Consider the following 18,122-nt stretch of genomic DNA (forward strand, 5'->3'; position numbering starts at 1 on the left):
CGCGATGCGGCGAACGGCGCGGCTGCGACAACAGCCGGCGGCCGCGTTGCCGCGGCAGCTCGGGCGCATCGCACGCATTCGCTGGCACATCGTGTCCACGTATTTATCGCTCTATTCGGATGAAAGGATTTATAGATTAACCAGCCGTATAACCCGTGTCCAGTATCCGTCCGGCAACGCTGCGGCTCATTACGTGACGGCATGTGCAAAGGCGGGGCCGTCATTTCCGCCGCGCCGGGCGACGGCCGTAGGGTCGTCGCATCCTCCCTCCCGACGCCCCACGCCGCCGTGACCCGCGCCTCGTCCCGCTCCGAGCACGACAACGCACCGCAGGCCGGCGAACGGCCGGGCGGCGGCTTGTTCCCGCTGTTCGCCGACCTGCGCGGCCGCGGCGTGCTGGTCGTCGGCGGCGGCGCGGTCGCCCAGCGCAAGACCGCGGCCCTGCTCGACGCCGGCGCCACGGTGCGGGTCGGCGCGCCCACGCTCAATCCGGGCTTGAGCGCCTGGGCCGCCGAAGGGCGCATCGAACACCTGCCCGGCGAATTCGCGCCGCAGTGGCTGGATGAAGCCTGGCTGGCGATCGCCGCCACCGACGACGCCGCGGTCAACCGCGCGGTCGCCGCGGCCGGCGAAGCGCGGCGGATCTGGGTCAACGTGGTCGACGACGTCGAGGCCTCCGGTTTCCACGTGCCGGCGCGGGTCGAGCGCGGGCCGGTGCAGATCGCCATCTCCAGCGGCGGCGGCGCGCCGATGCTGGCGCGGCACCTGCGCGAAAAACTCGAGACCGAGCTGGACGAATCGCTGGGCGCGCTGGCGCAGTTGCTCAACCGCGAACGCGCGCGCATCCGCCGCCACTATCCCGACCTCGGCCAGCGCCGCCGCTTCTTCGAACGCGTGCTGGCCGGCGCGATTCCGGCGCTGCTGCGCGACGGCCGCCACGACGAGGCGCAACGCGCGTTCGGCGCGGCCCTGATCGACGACAAACCCGCCGCGCCGCCTGCCGGTTCGGTGGTGCTGGTCGGCGCCGGTCCCGGCGACGCCGGGTTGATGACGCTGCGCGGCCTGCGCGCGCTCAACCAGGCCGACGTGATCCTGCACGACCGCCTGGTCAGCCGCGACGTGCTGCGACTGGCGCGGCGCGACGCCGAGCTGATCGAAGTCGGCAAGCAGGCCGGCAACCACCACACCACCCAGGAGCGCATCCACGAGCTGATGCTCGAACATGCGCGCGCCGGCAAGCGCGTGGTCCGGCTCAAGGGCGGCGATCCGTTCGTGTTCGGCCGCGGCGGCGAAGAACTGGAAGTGCTGGCGCAAGCCGGCATCGGCTTCGAGGTCGTGCCCGGCATCACCGCCGCGCTGGCCTGCGCCGCCTATGCCGGCGTGCCGCTGACCCATCGCGATCACGCCCAGTCGCTGCGCCTGGTCACCGCGCACCTCAAGGAGTCGGCCGACGACCTCGACTGGCAGGCGCTGGCGCAGGACCGGCAGACCCTCGCCGTCTACATGGGCGTGGCCGGCCTGGACGTGCTGCGCGACAAACTGATCGAACACGGCCGCGCCGCCAGCACGCCGTTCGCACTGATCGAAAACGGCTCGCGGCCCGGACAGCGCGTGGTCACCGGCACCCTGGCCGACCTGGCCGAACGCGCGCAAGGCCATCGCGTGCAGTCGCCGGCGCTGCTGATCGTCGGCGAAGTCGCGGCGCTGGCGCAGCGCCTGCACTGGTTCGGCCCGGCGCCGCTGACCGAACCGCCCGCCGACGCCGCGCTGGCCCGAGCCGCCTGACTTCGCGCCACCCGATTCCTCATACCCACGCCACGGGAGCCTCCTCATGTCGCTGCACGAAAGCATCCTCGACACCATCGGCGACACGCCGATCGTCAAGCTCCACCGCATCGCACCCAAGCACGTCACCCTTTACGCCAAGGTCGAATCGTTCAATCCCGGCGGCTCGGTCAAGGACCGGCTCGCGCTGGCGATCGTGCTCGACGCCGAGCAGCGCGGCCTGCTCAAGCCCGGCCAGACGATCGTGGAAGCGACCTCGGGCAACACCGGCATCGCCCTGGCGATGGTCGCCGCCGCGCGCGGCTACCCGTTCGTGGCGGTGATGACCGAGACCTTCTCGATCGAGCGGCGCAAGCTGATGCGCGCGTACGGCGCCAAGGTCATCCTGACGCCGGCCGCCGAGCGCGGCACCGGCATGGTGCGCAAGGCCGCCGAACTGGCCGAGCAGCACGGCTGGTTCCTCGCCCGCCAGTTCGAGAACCCGGCCAACCCGGCCTACCACCGCAACACTACCGGTCCGGAGATCCTGCGCGACTTCGCCGGCAAGCGGCTGGACTACTTCGTGTCCGGCTGGGGCACCGGCGGCACCCTCAGCGGCGCCGGCCAGATCCTCAAGCTGGCCCGGCCGGACCTGAAGATCGTCACCTCCGAGCCGGCCGGCGCCTCGCTGCTCGGCGGCAAGGACTGGCAGCCGCACAAGATCCAGGGCTGGACCCCGGACTTCGTCCCGGCCGTGCTCGACCGCGGCATCGCCGACGAGATCCGTCCGATCGACGACGTGCTCGCGCGCGACACCGCGCGCCGCCTCGCCGCCGAGGAAGGCCTGTTCGTCGGCATCTCCGCCGGCGCCACCGTCGCCGCCGCGCTGGAAGTCGCGCAAAACGCGGCGGAAGGCTCGGTGCTGCTGGCGATGCTGCCCGACACCGGCGAACGCTACCTGTCGACGTTCCTGTTCGAGGGCGTCAACGAAGGCTCCGACGACGAATGGCTGAAGTCGTTGCAGGCCGAGGAGATTGCCGCCTGAGCCAAGCGCGGCATACGCAGCGAAGCCGGGCGCGACCGGCGCGCGCCTAGGACGCACCGTCGCGGATGTGCCGCCGCGACGGGTCGGAACCCGCGCCGGCTTCGCTGCGTGCTGTACCCCGCGGCGACGCGGATGTCGGATTCCGGCTTCACCGTTGCGCGCTTCACCCGTTGGGTTTGATCGAGTCGACGTTGCACCGCCGCGCGCGCTCCAGGACCGGCGCGCGGCGAGGTTCCACCCGGGCACCCGTAGGGCGGGGCCCGCGGCGCACGACGCTGGGAGTGGCGGTGGCGACCGTTCCCAGCCGAAGGCGTCGCGGGCTTCGCCCTACACTTTTTTGCGACCGGCGATAACGCTGCTCCCCTGCAGGAGCGGCGCGAGCCGCAACAACGCAACTGTGCCGAAGGCCACGACGCGGGCGGACACCCCGCGGTCGCGGCTTGCGCTGCTCCTACAACAAGCGGCCGCAACGACGCCCGCGGCCGCGACGTTCAGGCCGTGCGGTTGCGCTCCGCGCCCGGCCGGCTACCCTGTGCGCCGGCGGCCTTCGCCGCGTGGAGCCTGCATGACCCAGCCGCACCCCTCCGACCGCGACGCCGCGCGCCTGGCCTGGGCCCGCGCCGCGACCGGCGACGACCGCCTCGACCTCGTCCGCGCCTCCTTCGACGCCGGTTTCCGCAGCTACTGGCGCGGCCGCGTGCACGCCGGCGCGGCCCGTCCCGAAGGCGAGGTCATCGTCATGGACTCGCCGCCGGAGCTGGAGGACCCGCGTCCCTGGCTGCGCCTGCGCGAAGTGCTGGAGGCCGGCGGCGTGCGCGTGCCGCAGGTGTACCGCGCCGACCCCGACCAGGGCTTCCTGCTGCTGGAGGATCTCGGCCGCGAGACCGTCCTGCAGGCGGTGGAAGCCGGGCGCGCCGACGCCGACGCGATGTTCGACGCCGCGTTCGGGCAACTGCTGAAGATCCAGGCCCTGCCCTGCCCCGACGACCTGCCGCCGTACGACGAAGCCTTCCTGACCCGCGAACTGCGCCTGTTCGACGAATGGTTCCTCGGCCGCCACCTGGGCGCGACGCTCGATTGCGGCGACCTGGAGCGGCTCGACCTCGCCTACCGCCGCATCCTCGACAACGTGCTGGCCCAGCGCCAGGTGTTCATCCATCGCGATTTCATGCCGCGCAACCTGATGCCCATCGCCGACGGGCTGGCGGTGATCGACTTCCAGGGCGCGTTGCGCGGGCCGATCGCCTACGACCCGATCAGCCTGTTCCGCGACGCCTTCGTGAGCTGGCCGGAGGAGCGCGTGGAGACGTGGCTGGCGCGCTACCACGCGCGCGCCGTCGCCGCCGGCATCGCGCTGCCGGACTACCCACGCTTCCGCCGCGACGCGGACTTCGCCGGACTGCAGCGCCACATCAAGATCCTCGGCCTGTTCGCGCGCCTGCACCACCGCGACGGCAAGCCCAAGTACCTCGCCGACGCGCCGCGCTTCCTCGGCTACCTCGATCTGGTGCTGCCGCGCTACCCGGAACTGCGGCCGTTGAGCGAGATCGTCGAGCGCTACGTGCGTCCGGCGCTGGCCGCGGGCGCCGACGCGCCGGAACGCGCATGAGCGCGCCGGCGATGAAGGCGCTGATCTTCGCCGCCGGCCTGGGCGAACGCATGCGGCCGCTGACCCTGCACACGCCCAAGCCGCTGCTGCCGGTGGGCGGCAAGCCGCTGATCGAATGGCACCTGGAAAAACTCGCCGCGCTCGGCGTCGCGGACGTCGTGGTCAACACCTCGTGGCTGGCCGAGCGCTTTCCCGCCGCGCTCGGCGACGGGTCGCGCTGGGGCCTGCGGCTGCGCTATTCCTACGAAGGTCCGACCCCGCTGGAAACCGGCGGTGGCATGCTCAAGGCGCTGGCGCTGCTGCAGGAAGATGCCGATCCGCAAGCGCCGTTCCTGGTCGCCAACGGCGACATCTGGACCGACTACGACTTCGCCGCGCTGCCGCGCGCGTTCGACGGCGACGCGCACCTGCTGCTGGCCGACAACCCGCCGCAGCATCCGCGCGGCGACTTCCAGCTCGACGCCGACGGCCGCGTCGGCAACGACGGCGACCGCAAGCTCACCTACGCCGGCATCGGCCTGTATCGCGCCGGGCTGTTCGACGACTGGCGCGGCGCGCTCGGCGACGCCGCCGGCAGCGAGCTCGATCCGCCGCGTTTCAGCATCGTGCCGCTGCTGCGCCGCGCCGCCGACCGGGGCCGCCTGCGCGGCTCGCACCACCGCGGCCGCTGGACCGACGTCGGCACCCCCGAACGCCTGCGCGAGTTGGACGCGACGTTCGTCGCCGACTGACGGCCGCCGCGGCACTGGCGTCGGCGCCGGTGCGGGCCTAGCATCCGCGCCGACGCTTATGACCGACCAACACAAGAAACTCAGCAAGTTCCTCAGCCTCGTCCTGCGCCACGAACCGCAGGCCATCGGCCTGACCCTCGACGCCCAGGGCTGGGCCGAAGTCGACGAATTCATCGCCAAGGCCGGCGCCCACGGCAAGCTGTACAGCCGCACGCTGATCGAACGCATCGTGCGCGACAACGACAAGCAGCGCTTCAAGCTCAGCGACGACGGCCTGCGCATCCGCGCCAACCAGGGCCATTCCATCGACATCGACCTGGCCCTGCAGCCGATCGAACCGCCGGCCACGCTCTACCACGGCACCGCCACCCGCTTCGCCGGCTCGATCCGCAAGACCGGGCTGGAAAAGCGCAGCCGCCAGCACGTGCACCTCTCGCTCGACCGCGACACCGCGGTCAAGGTCGGCAGCCGCCACGGCACGCCGCTGGTGCTGCACGTGCGCGCCGGCGCGATGCACGCGCAAGGCATCGCGTTCTATCGCGCCGACAACGGGGTGTGGCTCACCGATGCGGTGGCGCCGCAGTTCATCGACTGGCCCGCGCAGGGGTGAAGCGATGAAACTGCGCGCGATCCGGGCCGACATCACCACCCTGGCGCTGGACGCGATCGTCAACGCGGCCAACTCCTCGCTGCTCGGCGGCGGCGGCGTGGACGGCGCGATCCATCGCGCCGCCGGCCCCGCGCTGGTGGCCGAATGCCGCCTGCTCGGCGGCTGCAAGACCGGCGAGGCCAAGCTCACCGGCGGCCATCGGCTGCCGGCGAAGCATGTGATCCACACGGTCGGACCGGTCTGGCGCGGCGGCGACCACGGCGAACCGGCGCTGTTGGCGGCGTGTTACCGCAACAGCCTCGCCATCGCCGCCGCTCGCGGCTTCGCGTCGATCGCGTTTCCGTGCATCAGCACCGGCATCTTCGGCTACCCCGCCGAGGCGGCGGCGCGGGTCGCGGTAGAGACAGTGCGAGCGCATGCGCTCGCCGCCGAAGCGCCCACGGATGTGCTGCTGTGTTGTTTCGGCGAGGCCGACCTGGCGATTTACCTGGCCTTGCTGGGCGAAGACGGTTAACGCGGCGCGGAGCAAACGCAGCCCCGCCGCCGTATACCGAAGCCAGCGCCCCGCAAACCGCGATTCAGGCGAGCGCTGACGTCCATCGAAACGACTCAGCTCCGTCCGCCATTCCGGCGAAAGCTGGAATCCGTCTTGCCGCTGCCGCTGCCGCCGTTGCTGTTGCTGTTGCTGTTGCTGTTGCTGTTGTCGTTGTCGTTGCCCTCAGCGTGGACGCAACCTCGACAGAGGCCGCAGCCGCGCAGACCCGGAGGGCGCGCGCATGGATGCGCGCGTGCGCCGTAGGGGCATGGATGCCCCTTACGGCGCATCCCCGCGAAAGGTGCTGGACGCTGGTCTCTAACCTCAAGTGCATCACCTCAGTGAGGCACTGTGAATGGGTCAGCAGTATTCGCATCTGAGCGCAGAAGAGCGCGGGGCCATCATGGTCTTGATCGCCCAAGGGGCGAGCGGACGGCAAATCGCCCAGACGTTGGGTCGGGCGCAAAGCACCATTGCTCGCGAGTTGCGCCGTAATGGGTTTCGGTCCCATTCGGGGCCGCCGCTGCGCGGACGCCCCCGTTTCGACCCTGGCTACGATGCGACCCGGGCGGGCCGGCGGGCCCAGCGACTGCGGCGACGGGCGCGGGTGCGCCGCAAGCTGCGACGCGACACCGTGCTGTGGCGACGCGTGCGCTATTGGCTGGAACGGTGCTGGTCGCCGCAACAGATTGCCGACAAACTGCGGGATCTGTACCCGGACCGGCCCTGGCTGCGCGTGTCGCACGAAACGATCTATACCGCGATTTATGCGATGCCGCGCGGCGAATTGCGCCGCCAGGTGCCCCGTCTGCTGCGGCAGGGGCGCAAGTCCGGCCGCCGCACGCGCCAGGGAATCGACGCCCGCGGCCATCTGCCGGATCTTCCCAACATCCGCCTGCGGCCGCCGGCCGCGCATGAGCGCCTGATGCCGGGGCATTGGGAGGGCGACCTGATCGTGGGCGCGCACAATCGCTCGGCGATTGGGGTATTGGTCTGCCGCCGCACCTTGTACGTCAAGCTGGTCAAGCTCGCCGACGCGACCGCGCACACGGTGCTGGAGGCCTTCAGCTCGGCGTTCGCAGGCGTGCCGGAAAGTTTGAAGAAGACCTTGACCTACGACCAGGGCAAGGAAATGGCATCGCATCGGCAGTTGAGCGAACGCACCGGTTTAGCGATCTACTTCGCCGCCCCCCATAGCCCGTGGCAACGCGGAACCTGCGAAAACACCAACGGCTTGTTGCGGCAATACTTTCCCAAGGGCACCGATCTGTCGGTGCATTCCGCGCAGCGCCTCAAAGAGGTGGCGTGGGAAATGAACAACCGCCCCCGTCGTAGCCTGGGCAGGCGCTCGCCCGTCGAGGTGCTCTACGAGGAACTCAAAAACCCGCGGGCGCAGGGTGATGCACTTGGACATTGACTCCGCCGCTACTTTCTTTTGTCGTGCTGACAAAAGAAAGTAGCTCGGCCGCTTGCGGGCGAAAGCTTTTGATGGTGGCTTGTCGTCGCGCGAAACATCGATAACGGCGAAAGCAGCAGCAACGTCAACATGGGTTCCGGCTTTCGCCGGAATGACGGGCGAGGGGTTGCGTATCCGACTGTAGGAGCGGCGCGAGCCGCGACCGCGGCAACGCAACTACGACGAAACTTTCGTTGTGTTTGCCGTGGCGCGGTCGCGGCTTGCGCCGCTCCTACAGGGGGGCGTGCCGCGGTGGGGTTCGTCTTTGCGTGTGCGTACTTGTGACGACAAGCGAAGATCCAAAGCTTCCGTCCGCAAGCGGCCGGGTCACTTTCTTTGTCTGAAGCCACAAAGAAAGTAACCAAAGAAAAGGCCTTATCTTTTTCGAATCAAAAGCCACTATGGCTCATCGTGGCGCGGGGCCGCGCCATAAGGGGCATCCTGCCCCATGGCGCGCGTGCGCATCCATGCGCACGCCCTCCGGGGCTGCGGAGTTGCTGCTTCGGCTCGAAGGCGAGCTTAAGCAACAGCAACAGCTATCAACGGCCACGGCCACGGCAACCGCAACAGCAACGGCAACGGCAAAATGGATTCCAGCTTCCGCTGGAATGACGGGGTTGGGGCCGCGTGGAGAAGGGAATGAAGCCGCGTGGCTTCGTTGGATCCGCCGACGCGGCTATCGACTCAAGTTTCGTCGTCGATCGTGCGCTTGAGGAACGGCACCGTGATGCGCCGCTGCGCGGCCAGCGAGGCGCGGTCGAGCTTGTCCAGCAACTGGGTCAGGCCGCCGAGGTCGCGGTCCATGCGCTTGAGCATCCATTCCAGCGCCGCTTCCTCCAGCGCCAGCCCGCGCCGCTGCGCGCGCTGGCGCAGGACCTGGGCGCGGCCGTCGTCGTCGAGCGGGGTCAGCACAATGCGGGTGCACTGCGACAGGCGCGAGCGCAGGTCCGGCAAGGTCAGCTTGAGTTCGTCGGGGTTCTCGCGCGAGGCGTAGATCACCGCGATGCCGGCCTGGCGCGCGCGGTTGTGGGTGTCGAACAAGGCGATCTCGTCCTCGCGCCGGCCGGCGATCGCTTCGATCCCGTCCAGCGCCAGCAGGTCGTTATTGGTGTCGAGCGACTGCAACGCCTCGCGCAGCCGGCCGACCGCCGCGCTCAGCGGCACGTAGGCGGCGCGGCGGCCGGCGATGTCGGCCTGGGCGCACGCGGCCAGCAGCAGGTGGGTCTTGCCGACCCCGGACGGGCCGGCCAGGTAGACCCAGTCCGCGCCGGAGGGATCGCGGTAGCCCGCGGTTTCCTCGTCGCTGCTCGCCAGGGAACGCAACTGCGCGATCGCGCCGTCGGGCGCATTCACATAGGTTTCCAAACGCTGGTCCGGCGAATGACGCAGGGCCAGCGGCAACTGCGGAATGCTCACTGCTTGCTCTCGCGCTCCGCTGCGTCCGCGCCGGCCGGCGCCAGCGCCGGTTCCAGCGGCGCGACCGGTTGGTCGCCCGCGTACAGGCGGCTGTGGGTGTAGCGCTCCTGGGCGTAGCGCAGCAGCACGTTGGCCACCGCCGCCACCGGCAGCGCCAGCAGCATGCCGAGGAAGCCGAACAGTTGGCCGCCGGCCAGCACGGCGAAGATCACCGCCACCGGATGCAGGCCGATGCGGTCGCCGACCAGCTTCGGGGTCAGCCAGTAGCTTTCCACCACCTGGCCCACGCCGAACACCGCGAGCACGCCGAGCACGTGCTTCCAGTCGCCGTACTGCACCAGCGCGGCGATCACGCCGAGGATGATGCCGCTGGCCGGGCCGAGGTAAGGCACGAAGGTCAGCAGGCCGGCGATGATGCCGATCAGGATGCCCAGGTCCAGGCCGACGCCCCACAGGCCGACGCCGTACATCACGCCCAGCGCCAGCATCACCAGGAACTGGCCGCGCAGGAACGCGCCGAGCACGTCGTTGGATTCCTTGGCCAGGCGGCTGACCGTGCCGAGGTAGTCGCGCGGGATCAGCGAGGCGACGCGCTCGACCAGCTTGTCCCAGTCGCGCAGGAAGAAGAAGGTCAGCACCGGCAGCAGGGCGATGTTGGCGACCATCGCGATCAGGGCGAAGCCCGAGCGCGACAGATAGCCCAGCAAGGTGGTGGCGACGCCGCCGGCGCGCTCCCAGTTGCTGCGCACCAGCTCGATGATGTGGTTGAGGTCGAGCCAGACGCTGATCTGGAAGCCGGTGCGCTGCTCCAGCCACGGGATCGCGGTCTCGGTGAACCAGGCGCGGTAGGTCGGCAGCGACACGATCAAGGTGGTGATCTGGCGCTCGATCAGCGGCACCAGGATCACCAGCACCAGCACCACCAGCAGCGCCATCAGGGTGAACACCAACGCCACCGAGGTGTTGCGCGAGCGGCCGGTGCGCTCGATCCGGTCGACCAGCGGATCGCCGAGCCAGCCGAGCATGGCGGCGACGACGAACGGGGTCAGCACCGGGGCCAGCACCCACAGCAGCCAGCATGCGCCGACACCGAGCGCCGTCCATTGCAGGCGGCGCAGGAACAGGGCGATGTCTTCGAGCGGGGCGCGCACAGGCGTCGGGTCGGTCATGCGGGGGCTCAGTGCAGTTGGAACACGGGCGGCTGGCCTTCGAGGCCTTCCAGGCCGACCAGGGTGCCGCCGGCATCGGTCATGCGCTTGAAGCCGGGCAAGCCGGAGAGCAGGTCGAGGTCGAACTCCACGCTCTCGGGCGTGGCCCGGACCGGGACGATCTTGCGCACCACCGCCAGGCCCTGCAGGTAGCCGGCCAGGCGGATGTAGTCGTCGGCGCTGCGCACGCCGGTGAACACCACGCGGTAGGTGCCCGGGGTGCCGGCCACGCTGCGCTTGGCGTAGCGCTTCATCAGCGCGTCGGCCGCGCCGTCGGCGCCGCCGGCCATGACCTTGCGCGCGTCGAGGTCGGCGCTGTTCCAGCTGCCCAGCACCTTGCCGCCGTCGACGAAGGTCCAGTCGCCCTTCCAGCCGCCGGTCTTGACCCGGTAGAGCTTGCCGATCAGCTGCATCGGCGGGCTGTAGCGGGCCGAGGCGCGCGCCACCGCGGCGGCGTCGCCGCGCCAGATCGCGCCGACGCTGGCCTGTTCGGCGGCGCTGCCGCTGGGCAGGCCGAGGCGGTAGCCGCGCTCGACCGCGCGGTTGAGCACCGCGCGCGCGGCGTTGGCCTGGGCCAGGCCGACCAGGCGCGGGCCGCTGCCGTCGTCGATCGCCAGCCACAGCACCGGCTTGGGCCGCGGCTGAGGCCAGATCGGCAGGCCGAGGGTGGCGGCGAGGTTGTCGACTTTTTCCTGGTCGAAGCTGACCACTAGCGTGGTCTGGAAGGTCGGCGCGCCGGTGACCTGGGACACGCCCTCGTCCTGGCGGTAGTCGTAGCCGGTGGCGTAGTCCTTGGCCCGGCGCAGTTCCTGGCCGACGCCGGGACGGCTGGCCGCGGCGCGGTCGCCGGACATCTTGCTCAGCACCTGGGCCAGCGCGCGCGCCATCGCGCCGTTGCGCTCGTTCTCGCTCTGGCCGCCGACCGGCACTTCGGCCGAATACGCGCCATCGGCCTGGGCGCGATCGCCCTCGACCCGCTGCGCGCTCGCGGCGAAGCTCGCCAGCAGCGCCGCGGCCATTGCCCAAGTCCGGATTGCCTTACCCATCGACCCGCCCATCGCTGTCCCTATCTGTTCGTGGAGCGGGCATCCCGCCCGCGTTGCGGACCGCCTGGCCCGGCCCGTGCGGCCGTCCGCCGGCCCGGGGCCGACGGCGACGTTCAAGGTCGGAAATGGTGCCGCAGGCGGGGCGGGGAGTCCATTCGGACGCTGAACGGGGTGGAGCGAGGAGTGAGCGCGGAGGAGTGAGAAGTGAGTGAAAGGCCCGGCACGCTTGGCTTTCGCTCACTTCTCACTCCTCCGCGCTCACTCCTCGCCCCTCCCGGCCTGCTAAAATCGCCGGCTTCCCTCCGCGACCACCCCGGGGCCGCCGTGACCGCTTCCTCCTCCGACACCTCTCCCAAGCCCCTGACCTACCGCGACGCGGGCGTCGACATCGACGCCGGCAACGAAGTGGTCGAGCGGATCAAGCCGCTGGTCAAGCGCAGCTTCCGTCCCGAGGTGATGGGCGGGCTGGGCGGGTTCGGCGCGCTGTTCGACCTGTCCGGCAAGTACCGCGAACCGGTGCTGGTGTCGGGCACCGACGGCGTCGGCACCAAGCTCAAGCTGGCCCAGCAGTTGAACCGCCACGACACCATCGGCATCGACCTGGTCGGCATGTGCGTCAACGACGTGCTGGTGCAGGGCGCCGAGCCGCTGTTCTTCCTCGACTACTTCGCCACCGGCAAGCTCGACGTGGACACCACGGTCGCGGTGGTCGGCGGCATCGCCCGCGGCTGCGAACTGGCCGGCTGCGCGCTGATCGGCGGCGAGACCGCGGAAATGCCCGACATGTACCCGCCGGGCGAGTACGACCTGGCCGGCTTCACCGTCGGCGCGGTGGAGAAGTCGCAGATCCTCGACGGTTCGCGCGTGCGCCGCGGCGACGTGCTGATCGGCATCGCCTCCAGCGGCCCGCACTCCAACGGCTATTCGCTGATCCGCCGGATCTTCGACCGCGCCGGCCGCCCGGGCGACGTCGCCGTCGGCGGCGTGCGCCTGATCGACGCGCTGATGGAGCCGACCGCGCTGTACGTCAAGCCGGTGCTGGAACTGCTGCGCGGCAACGGCGGCGAGCACACGATCCACGCCATGGCCCACATCACCGGCGGCGGCCTGACCGAAAACATCATCCGCGTCATCCCCGAAGGCCTGGGCCTGGACATCCGCACCGCCACCTGGACCCTGCCGCCGGTGTTCGACTGGCTGCAGCGCGAAGGCGCGGTGCCGCGCGAGGAGATGTGGCGCACCTTCAACTGCGGCATCGGCTTCGTGCTGGTGGTGCCCGACGAAGCGGCCGCGGCGACCGAGGCCGACCTGCGCCGTATCGGGCTGGCGCACTGGCGCATCGGCGAAGTGGTCGGCCACAGCGGCGGCGAGCGCGTGCACATCGGCTGAGCGCGACGCGCTGTCGATACGAAAAACGGCGGGCCTGGCCCGCCGTTTTTCGTTTGCGCCGCGGCGGTCGTTGCCGCGCGCCCGCAATCCGCAAACGCCGCGCAAGCTCCCGGACAGCGCCTTATCCGAACCGGTACAGCAGCTCCATCCGGATGTTCAAAACGATGATCAGGACCGCGAACGCGCCCGGAACCAGCAGCGCGATAGCGAGCCATTTCTGGATCGGCGCGCAGTGGTACCGGCCCTTCCACATCAGAAACGACACGATCGCCAGTAAGCCCGCCGGCACCAGCGCCAGCGGGAACCCGTACACCGCCGCCACGCCGATCAACACCGGGACCGCGCCGAGCACGGGATAGAACCCCAGGCGCCGGTTGAGGCGGCTCAACGCCAGCGCCGCCCCGGCATAGATCAGCGTCACGCTGAAGAGCTTGAGCGCCGCGGCATCGTTGTCGCCGGCGAAGATGTCCTGGATGGCGCAGTTGCGCCCGACCCGAAGCAGGGCGAAAAGCAGGCCCGGAAAGATCGTCGCGATCGACAGGGTCGCAAGGATGCCGAGCCGCTTGCCGGCGTGAGAGGCGGGGACAGCATCGGGCGGGGCGTTTTCCATGGAACTCCAATAAAGAGAACGCCGGCCGTCGGCGGCGGCGATGAAGCGTCGGCTCGATGGCTGTCCGCCCGGAACACCGCGGACAGTGGGCTGTCGAGGACGAAGGGTAGCAGTTGAAAAGACGCCGGCACGCTGCCCGCGCGCGACGATCCGCGGGGTTGGGGCGTGCGTCCGCAGAGGTCGAGGATCTTGATCGAGCGACTTCGGCGCGCGCGCAGCGGCGAGGATTGTCGCCACGGCGCAGTGGCGAGGCCCATCGGTGCCGCACCGGGCTCGTCGCGACTCGCGCCGCCACGGGCGACGAGCGCTGCGGCGAAGCGCACCCAGCGCCGCGCAACCGACGCCTGTTCCCTTCCCCACCGCACTCCGGTAGCGTGCCGGCTTGATCACAGGAAACAGTCCGCATGCCCGTTGCGCAAGGACGCATGAGCGCCCCGAAGAAAGCCGCCCTGGGCTTCGTCCTGGCCGTGTTCGCGATCACCTGGATCGCGCCGAAGAGCCCGTTCGAACAGGCCATGCACAGCGTGCTGACCGTGCTCGGCCTGTTCTGGCTGTGGCGCCACGACCGCCGCTGGCCGCTGCGCGACGCGCACTTTCTCGCCATCTGCGGCTTCATGACCGCGCACTGCATCGCCGCGCGCTGGCTGTATTCCTACGTGCCTTACGACCAGTGGATCCAATGGCTCAGCGGCGGCTGGTCGCTGGACCGCGCGCTGGGTTTCCAGCGCAACCACTTCGACCGCCTGATCCACTTCCTCTACGGCGCCTGCTTCGCGCCGCCGCTGCGCGAGTACTTCCGCCAGCGCTGGCCGGCGCTTGGCGCGGGCCAGGCCTTCGTCCTGGCGGTGGCGGCGATCATGTGCACCAGCCTGGTCTACGAGTGGTTCGAATGGGCCATCGCCCTGACCATGTCGCCGCAGGACGCGGAGTCCTACAACGGCCAGCAGGGCGACGTGTGGGACGCGCACACCGATATGTTTCTTGCGACACTGGGATCGCTGGCGGCGTGGCCGCGCAAGCGCGCCGGTTGAGCGCACGACCGCCCGGTCCCGCGCCGGCCGCCGGCCATCCACAGGAGCCGCCCGTCATGAACGATCCCCTGCCCACCGCCGCGCCCACCCCCGCGCCGAACGCCGCGCCCGCGTCGAAGGACGCCGACCAGCTCGACCTGATCGGCATCCTCTACTACGTGCTGGCCGCGTTCGCCGCGCTGTTTTCGCTGTTTCCGCTGCTGCACGTCGGCATGGGCATCGCGATGCTCACCGGCGCCTTCGACCAGCCCGGCAACCCGAATCCGCCGCCGCCCGCGGTCGGCTGGGTGTTCGTGATCTTCGGCGCGGGCTTCATCCTCTGCGGCCTGGCCTTCGCCGCGTTGCTGGTGCTCGGCGGCCGGCGCATGCGCCAGCGCCGCAGCCACACGCTGTGCGCGGTCGTCGCCGGGGTGAGCTGCATGTTCATGCCGCTCGGCACCATCCTGGGCGTGTTCGCCCTGGTGCTGCTGCTCAAGCCGGAAACCAAGGCCCTGTTCGGCGCGAACTGACGCCCTGCCCCAACCCTCCTCAAGGACCGAGCCATGTCCCATCCCGCCCCGCCCGCTGTCGCCTTCGGCGCCGAAGACGAATCGCATCTCAAGCTGTTGTCGATCTTCTACTACGTGCTCGCCGCGCTCGGCGCCTTGGCCTTGCTGATGGCGGTCGGGATCACCGTGCTGCTGTTCGGCTACCTCGGCGCCGGTGGCGCCGGTCACGACGGCTCGGTCGCCACCGGCGACCTGACCGTGCTGATCGTGGTCATGGCGCTGTCGGTCGCGCTCAGCCTGGCCAGCGGCATCTTGCAGTTCATGACCGCGCGTCGGCTGAGCCAGCGGCGCGGACGCGGCCTGTGCCAGTTCACCGCGGCGATCACTTGCCTGTCGTTTCCGCTCGGCACCCTGCTGGGCGTGTTCACTTTCATCGTGCTGGCGCGTCCGCAGGTGCGGGCGGCGTTCGGCGACTGACCCGCCACACCGGCACAAGGAGCGAACCGATGGGCGCATGGGGCGTGGGCACGTTCGAAAACGACGATGCCCTGGATTGGCTCGGCGACCTGACCGACACCGACGACAGCGCGGCGGTGCGCGCGCTGCTGGCGCAAGCGCTGGCCAGCGACTGCCTCGACGCGCCGGACGCCACCACCGCGCTGGCGGCGGCGGAAACGGTGCTGTCGATGCTGGACGCGGCGACGCCGGCGCTGGCCTGGCACGAGGAATTCGCCGCCTGGCTGCCGCGGCACGCCGCCGTGGCCGACGCGGGCCTGGGCGCGGCCGCGGTGGCCGCGATCGATCGCGTCCTGGGCGAGGAGTCGGAACTGCGCGAGTTGTGGGACGAAACCGACGACGCCGACGACTGGCGCGCCGTTGTCGCCGCGTTGCGCTCGGCGCTGGTCGCCAAGCTCGCCGCTTCGCGCTGAAACCGCGGCGGCGGCCGCGGGCCGCGTCGCGACCGCCGGGCCGCGGACGCCGCGCTGAGAAGTCGCGTAGCGGAAAGCCGGCGCCGGCGCGAAACACGCCGACGCGACGCGGCGCCAGCGTCAAGCCGCACTAGACAGGTCCACCCGCCTGTCCCCGCCGTGTCATCACCGGGTTGCGCCGCGCGCCCAAGCTGGAGGCCTGTTCCGCAGCGCCTCCGGTTTCCATGGACTACCGCCTCGCCCTGTTCGATATCGCCGGCACCACCGTGTCGGACCCGGGCTTCGTCGCCCAGGCCTTCGTCGGCGCCATGGGCGCGGCCGGCCATCCCATCGATCCGGAGCAGTGCCGGGCGCTGATGGGCTACCGCAAGCCCGAAGCCATCGCGCGCCTGCTCGGCGCGGCGGCCACGCCGGCCAAGATCGAGGCCATCCACGACGATTTCGTCCAGCGCATGCTGCGCTGCTACCGCGAACAGCCCGGGGTGGCGCCGCTGCCGGGCGCGGAATCGACCTTCGCCCTGTTGCGCGCGCACGGCATCAAGGTCGCGCTGAATACCGGCTTCTCGCGCGACATCGCCGAGGCGATCCTGACCCGGCTCGGCTGGAACGAGCGCATCGACGCGCTGATCGCCAGCGACGAAGTGCCCGCGGGCCGGCCCGCGCCGCACATGGCGCAGGCGCTGCTGCGCCGCTTCGGCCTGAACGACGCGCGCCAGTTGGTCAAGATCGGCGACACGGAGGTCGACATCGGCGAAGGCCGCAACGCCGGCGCCGGGCTGGTGGTGGCGGTGACTACCGGCGCCTTCGCCCGCGCCGAGCTGGAACCCTACGCGCCCGACGCCATCGTCGACTCGCTGTTCGAACTGCCGGCGCTGCTCGGCATCGACGCGGTCGCCCGCGACGACGCCGCATGAACGCTGCCGCCGCGACGCCGCCGCTGCGCCAGTGGCAGCTGACCCTGCTCGCCGGCGGCGCGGCGCTGCTGGCCTACGCCAGCATGTACGCCTTCCGCAAACCGTTCGCGGCGGCGTCGTTCCACGGCCAGCACTGGCTCGAGGTGGACTACAAGGTCTGGCTGGTGGTGGCGCAGATCCTGGGCTACATGTGCAGCAAGTTCCTCGGCATCGGCGTGATCGGCGGGCTGCGCCGCGAACGCCGCGCGCCGCTGATGCTCGCGCTGATCGGCACCGCGTGGCTGGCGCTGCTGGGCTTCGCGCTGGTGCCGGCGCCCTGGAACATCGCCTGCCTGTTCCTCAACGGCCTGCCGCTGGGCATGGTCTGGGGCCTGGTCTTCAGCTACCTGGAAGGCCGCCGCACCACCGAGGCGATGGGCGCGATCCTGGCGTCGAGTTTCATCATGGCCTCGGGCGTGGTGAAGAGCGTCGGCAAGTGGCTGCTGCTGTCGGGCGTCAGCGAATTTTGGATGCCGTTCCTGACCGGCCTGCTGTTCCTGCCGCCGCTGCTGATCGCGCTGCGCCTGCTCGAACGCGTGCCCGAACCCGACGCCGCCGACCGCGCCGCGCGCAGCCAGCGCCTGCCGATGAACCGCGCCGAGCGGCGCGCGTTCGTGCGCCGGTTCCTGCCGGGGCTGGCGCTGATGATCGGCTGCTATGTGGCGCTGACCGTGGTGCGCGATTTCCGCGACAACTTCGAGGCCGAGCTGTTCGCGGATCTGGGTTACGGCAACAACGCCGGCGTGTTCGCGTTGATCGAGACGCCGGTCGCCTTGGCTGTTCTCGCGTTGACCGCCGGACTGACGTGGTTCCGCGACAACCTGCGCGGGCTGATGGCGCTGCACGCGCTGATGTTCGGCGGGCTGCTGGTCGCCGGCATCGCCACCCTCGCCTTCCGCGCCGGCGCGCTGCCGCCGCTGTGGTGGCTGGCGCTGGTCGGCTTCGGCCTGTATCTGGCGTATGTGCCGTTCAACTGCGTGTTCTACGAGCGCCTGATCGCGACCTTCCGCGTCGCCGGCAACGTCGGCTTCCTGATGTACCTGTCCGATGCCTTCGGCTACCTGGGCAGCGTCGCGGTGCTGCTGGCCAAGGAGTTCTCCGGCCTGACCCTGTCGTGGACCCAGTTCTTCGCCCACATCGTGCTCGCCCTGAGCGTGGTCGGCGGCGCCTGCCTGCTGGCGTCGGCCGGGTACTTCCACCATCGCGCCGGCCGCCATGCCCGCGCGCCGGCGCTGGCGCCCGCCTGAGCGAACGCTCGCGCGCACCGTTGGCAGCCGCTTCCAAGGCCCCGCGTGAACAACA

At 70.5% G+C, this 18,122-nt stretch carries 18 protein-coding genes; 14 read left to right on the forward strand and 4 right to left on the reverse strand.

Features of this window, described 5'->3' with window-relative positions:
• Positions 1 to 357: 357 nt before the first annotated feature.
• The 7 genes from cysG to RDV84_RS00645 all read left to right on the forward strand — a co-directional run bounded on the left by cysG (position 358) and on the right by RDV84_RS00645 (position 7,711).
• Positions 358 to 1,785: a siroheme synthase CysG gene (gene cysG / locus RDV84_RS00615; RefSeq protein ID WP_309153658.1), complete on the forward strand. Its 1,428-nt coding sequence runs from the start codon at positions 358 to 360 to the stop codon at positions 1,783 to 1,785.
• 46 nt (positions 1,786 to 1,831) lie between these two features.
• On the forward strand, positions 1,832 to 2,809 hold the full coding sequence (gene cysK, locus RDV84_RS00620; RefSeq protein ID WP_078996806.1) for a cysteine synthase A: 978 nt from the start codon (positions 1,832 to 1,834) through the stop codon (positions 2,807 to 2,809).
• A gap of 565 nt (positions 2,810 to 3,374) precedes the next feature.
• Positions 3,375 to 4,418, forward strand: coding sequence for an aminoglycoside phosphotransferase family protein (locus tag RDV84_RS00625; RefSeq protein WP_078996805.1), 1,044 nt, complete (start codon positions 3,375 to 3,377; stop codon positions 4,416 to 4,418).
• 11 nt (positions 4,419 to 4,429) lie between these two features.
• Positions 4,430 to 5,149 carry an N-acetylmuramate alpha-1-phosphate uridylyltransferase MurU gene (gene murU, locus RDV84_RS00630; protein WP_078996827.1) on the forward strand — a complete coding sequence of 240 codons (720 nt, stop codon included), beginning with the start codon at positions 4,430 to 4,432 and terminating at the stop codon, positions 5,147 to 5,149.
• Between the two features lie 58 nt (positions 5,150 to 5,207).
• Positions 5,208 to 5,759, forward strand: a complete 552-nt coding sequence (locus tag RDV84_RS00635; protein WP_309152146.1) for an RNA 2'-phosphotransferase — start codon at positions 5,208 to 5,210, stop codon at positions 5,757 to 5,759.
• 4 nt (positions 5,760 to 5,763) lie between these two features.
• The gene (locus tag RDV84_RS00640; RefSeq protein WP_309152147.1) at positions 5,764 to 6,273 is read left to right on the forward strand and encodes an O-acetyl-ADP-ribose deacetylase; all 510 of its coding nucleotides are present in this window, start codon (positions 5,764 to 5,766) and stop codon (positions 6,271 to 6,273) included.
• A 376-nt stretch (positions 6,274 to 6,649) separates the two neighbouring features.
• Positions 6,650 to 7,711 (forward strand): IS30 family transposase, encoded by a 1,062-nt coding sequence (locus RDV84_RS00645; RefSeq protein WP_309152148.1) that lies wholly within the window; start codon positions 6,650 to 6,652, stop codon positions 7,709 to 7,711.
• Between the two features lie 723 nt (positions 7,712 to 8,434).
• Here RDV84_RS00645 and hda read toward each other — a convergent pair.
• The 3 genes from hda to RDV84_RS00660 are packed head-to-tail and all read right to left on the reverse strand — an operon-like array spanning position 8,435 to position 11,432.
• Positions 8,435 to 9,166 (reverse strand): DnaA regulatory inactivator Hda, encoded by a 732-nt coding sequence (gene hda, locus RDV84_RS00650; RefSeq protein WP_078997863.1) that lies wholly within the window; start codon positions 9,164 to 9,166, stop codon positions 8,435 to 8,437.
• Entirely contained in the window at positions 9,163 to 10,335 is a 1,173-nt protein-coding gene (locus tag RDV84_RS00655) for an AI-2E family transporter (RefSeq protein ID WP_057946610.1), read from the reverse strand. Before RDV84_RS00655 ends, hda begins: the two co-directional genes overlap by 4 nt.
• An 8-nt stretch (positions 10,336 to 10,343) precedes the next feature.
• Positions 10,344 to 11,432, reverse strand: coding sequence for a DUF2066 domain-containing protein (locus tag RDV84_RS00660; protein ID WP_078997862.1), 1,089 nt, complete (start codon positions 11,430 to 11,432; stop codon positions 10,344 to 10,346).
• Positions 11,433 to 11,744: 312 nt separating this feature from the next.
• On the opposite strand from RDV84_RS00660, the gene purM reads away from it, so the two are divergent.
• Positions 11,745 to 12,809, forward strand: a complete 1,065-nt coding sequence (gene purM / locus RDV84_RS00665; RefSeq protein WP_309152149.1) for a phosphoribosylformylglycinamidine cyclo-ligase — start codon at positions 11,745 to 11,747, stop codon at positions 12,807 to 12,809.
• 121 nt (positions 12,810 to 12,930) lie between these two features.
• On the opposite strand, the gene RDV84_RS00670 is transcribed toward purM, so the two are convergent.
• Positions 12,931 to 13,419, reverse strand: a complete 489-nt coding sequence (locus RDV84_RS00670) for a hypothetical protein (RefSeq protein ID WP_309152150.1) — start codon at positions 13,417 to 13,419, stop codon at positions 12,931 to 12,933.
• Positions 13,420 to 13,844: 425 nt separating this feature from the next.
• Here RDV84_RS00670 and RDV84_RS00675 point away from each other — a divergent pair, with 425 nt between their 5' ends.
• From RDV84_RS00675 to RDV84_RS00700, 6 genes are all read left to right on the forward strand, one after another.
• Positions 13,845 to 14,450 carry a DUF2238 domain-containing protein gene (locus RDV84_RS00675; RefSeq protein ID WP_057946607.1) on the forward strand — a complete coding sequence of 202 codons (606 nt, stop codon included), beginning with the start codon at positions 13,845 to 13,847 and terminating at the stop codon, positions 14,448 to 14,450.
• Positions 14,451 to 14,506: 56 nt separating this feature from the next.
• Complete coding sequence (locus RDV84_RS00680; RefSeq protein WP_309152151.1) at positions 14,507 to 14,959, forward strand: hypothetical protein; 453 nt, start codon at positions 14,507 to 14,509, stop codon at positions 14,957 to 14,959.
• Between the two features lie 33 nt (positions 14,960 to 14,992).
• A complete protein-coding gene (locus tag RDV84_RS00685) occupies positions 14,993 to 15,415 on the forward strand; it encodes a hypothetical protein (RefSeq protein ID WP_309152152.1) in 423 nt (140 codons plus the stop codon).
• 29 nt (positions 15,416 to 15,444) lie between these two features.
• Positions 15,445 to 15,867 carry a DUF4259 domain-containing protein gene (locus tag RDV84_RS00690; RefSeq protein WP_250444663.1) on the forward strand — a complete coding sequence of 141 codons (423 nt, stop codon included), beginning with the start codon at positions 15,445 to 15,447 and terminating at the stop codon, positions 15,865 to 15,867.
• A 224-nt stretch (positions 15,868 to 16,091) separates the two neighbouring features.
• The gene (locus tag RDV84_RS00695; RefSeq protein ID WP_057946603.1) at positions 16,092 to 16,781 is read left to right on the forward strand and encodes an HAD-IA family hydrolase; all 690 of its coding nucleotides are present in this window, start codon (positions 16,092 to 16,094) and stop codon (positions 16,779 to 16,781) included.
• On the forward strand, positions 16,778 to 18,067 hold the full coding sequence (locus RDV84_RS00700) for a DUF5690 family protein (protein ID WP_309152153.1): 1,290 nt from the start codon (positions 16,778 to 16,780) through the stop codon (positions 18,065 to 18,067). The genes RDV84_RS00695 and RDV84_RS00700 overlap by 4 nt, the downstream gene beginning before the upstream one ends.
• Positions 18,068 to 18,122 lie beyond the last annotated feature (55 nt).

It is taken from the genome of Lysobacter yananisis (assembly GCF_031199375.1).
Classification (GTDB): Bacteria; Pseudomonadota; Gammaproteobacteria; order Xanthomonadales; family Xanthomonadaceae; genus Lysobacter; species Lysobacter yananisis.

What these genes read in the sequence shown, in the direction of transcription:
- RDV84_RS00670 (WP_309152150.1), bottom strand. Translation starts at nt 13,419, where the DNA reads ATGGAAAACGCCCCGCCCGATGCTGTCCCCGCCTCTCACGCCGGCAAG.
- RDV84_RS00695 (WP_057946603.1), top strand. Translation starts at nt 16,092, where the DNA reads ATGGACTACCGCCTCGCCCTGTTCGATATCGCCGGCACCACCGTGTCG.
- murU (WP_078996827.1), top strand. Translation starts at nt 4,430, where the DNA reads ATGAAGGCGCTGATCTTCGCCGCCGGCCTGGGCGAACGCATGCGGCCG.
- RDV84_RS00685 (WP_309152152.1), top strand. Translation starts at nt 14,993, where the DNA reads ATGTCCCATCCCGCCCCGCCCGCTGTCGCCTTCGGCGCCGAAGACGAA.
- RDV84_RS00640 (WP_309152147.1), top strand. Translation starts at nt 5,764, where the DNA reads ATGAAACTGCGCGCGATCCGGGCCGACATCACCACCCTGGCGCTGGAC.
- RDV84_RS00660 (WP_078997862.1), bottom strand. Translation starts at nt 11,432, where the DNA reads ATGGGCGGGTCGATGGGTAAGGCAATCCGGACTTGGGCAATGGCCGCG.
- RDV84_RS00625 (WP_078996805.1), top strand. Translation starts at nt 3,375, where the DNA reads ATGACCCAGCCGCACCCCTCCGACCGCGACGCCGCGCGCCTGGCCTGG.
- cysK (WP_078996806.1), top strand. Translation starts at nt 1,832, where the DNA reads ATGTCGCTGCACGAAAGCATCCTCGACACCATCGGCGACACGCCGATC.
- RDV84_RS00700 (WP_309152153.1), top strand. Translation starts at nt 16,778, where the DNA reads ATGAACGCTGCCGCCGCGACGCCGCCGCTGCGCCAGTGGCAGCTGACC.
- RDV84_RS00680 (WP_309152151.1), top strand. Translation starts at nt 14,507, where the DNA reads ATGAACGATCCCCTGCCCACCGCCGCGCCCACCCCCGCGCCGAACGCC.
- RDV84_RS00655 (WP_057946610.1), bottom strand. Translation starts at nt 10,335, where the DNA reads ATGACCGACCCGACGCCTGTGCGCGCCCCGCTCGAAGACATCGCCCTG.
- RDV84_RS00675 (WP_057946607.1), top strand. Translation starts at nt 13,845, where the DNA reads ATGAGCGCCCCGAAGAAAGCCGCCCTGGGCTTCGTCCTGGCCGTGTTC.
- RDV84_RS00635 (WP_309152146.1), top strand. Translation starts at nt 5,208, where the DNA reads ATGACCGACCAACACAAGAAACTCAGCAAGTTCCTCAGCCTCGTCCTG.
- RDV84_RS00645 (WP_309152148.1), top strand. Translation starts at nt 6,650, where the DNA reads ATGGGTCAGCAGTATTCGCATCTGAGCGCAGAAGAGCGCGGGGCCATC.
- RDV84_RS00690 (WP_250444663.1), top strand. Translation starts at nt 15,445, where the DNA reads ATGGGCGCATGGGGCGTGGGCACGTTCGAAAACGACGATGCCCTGGAT.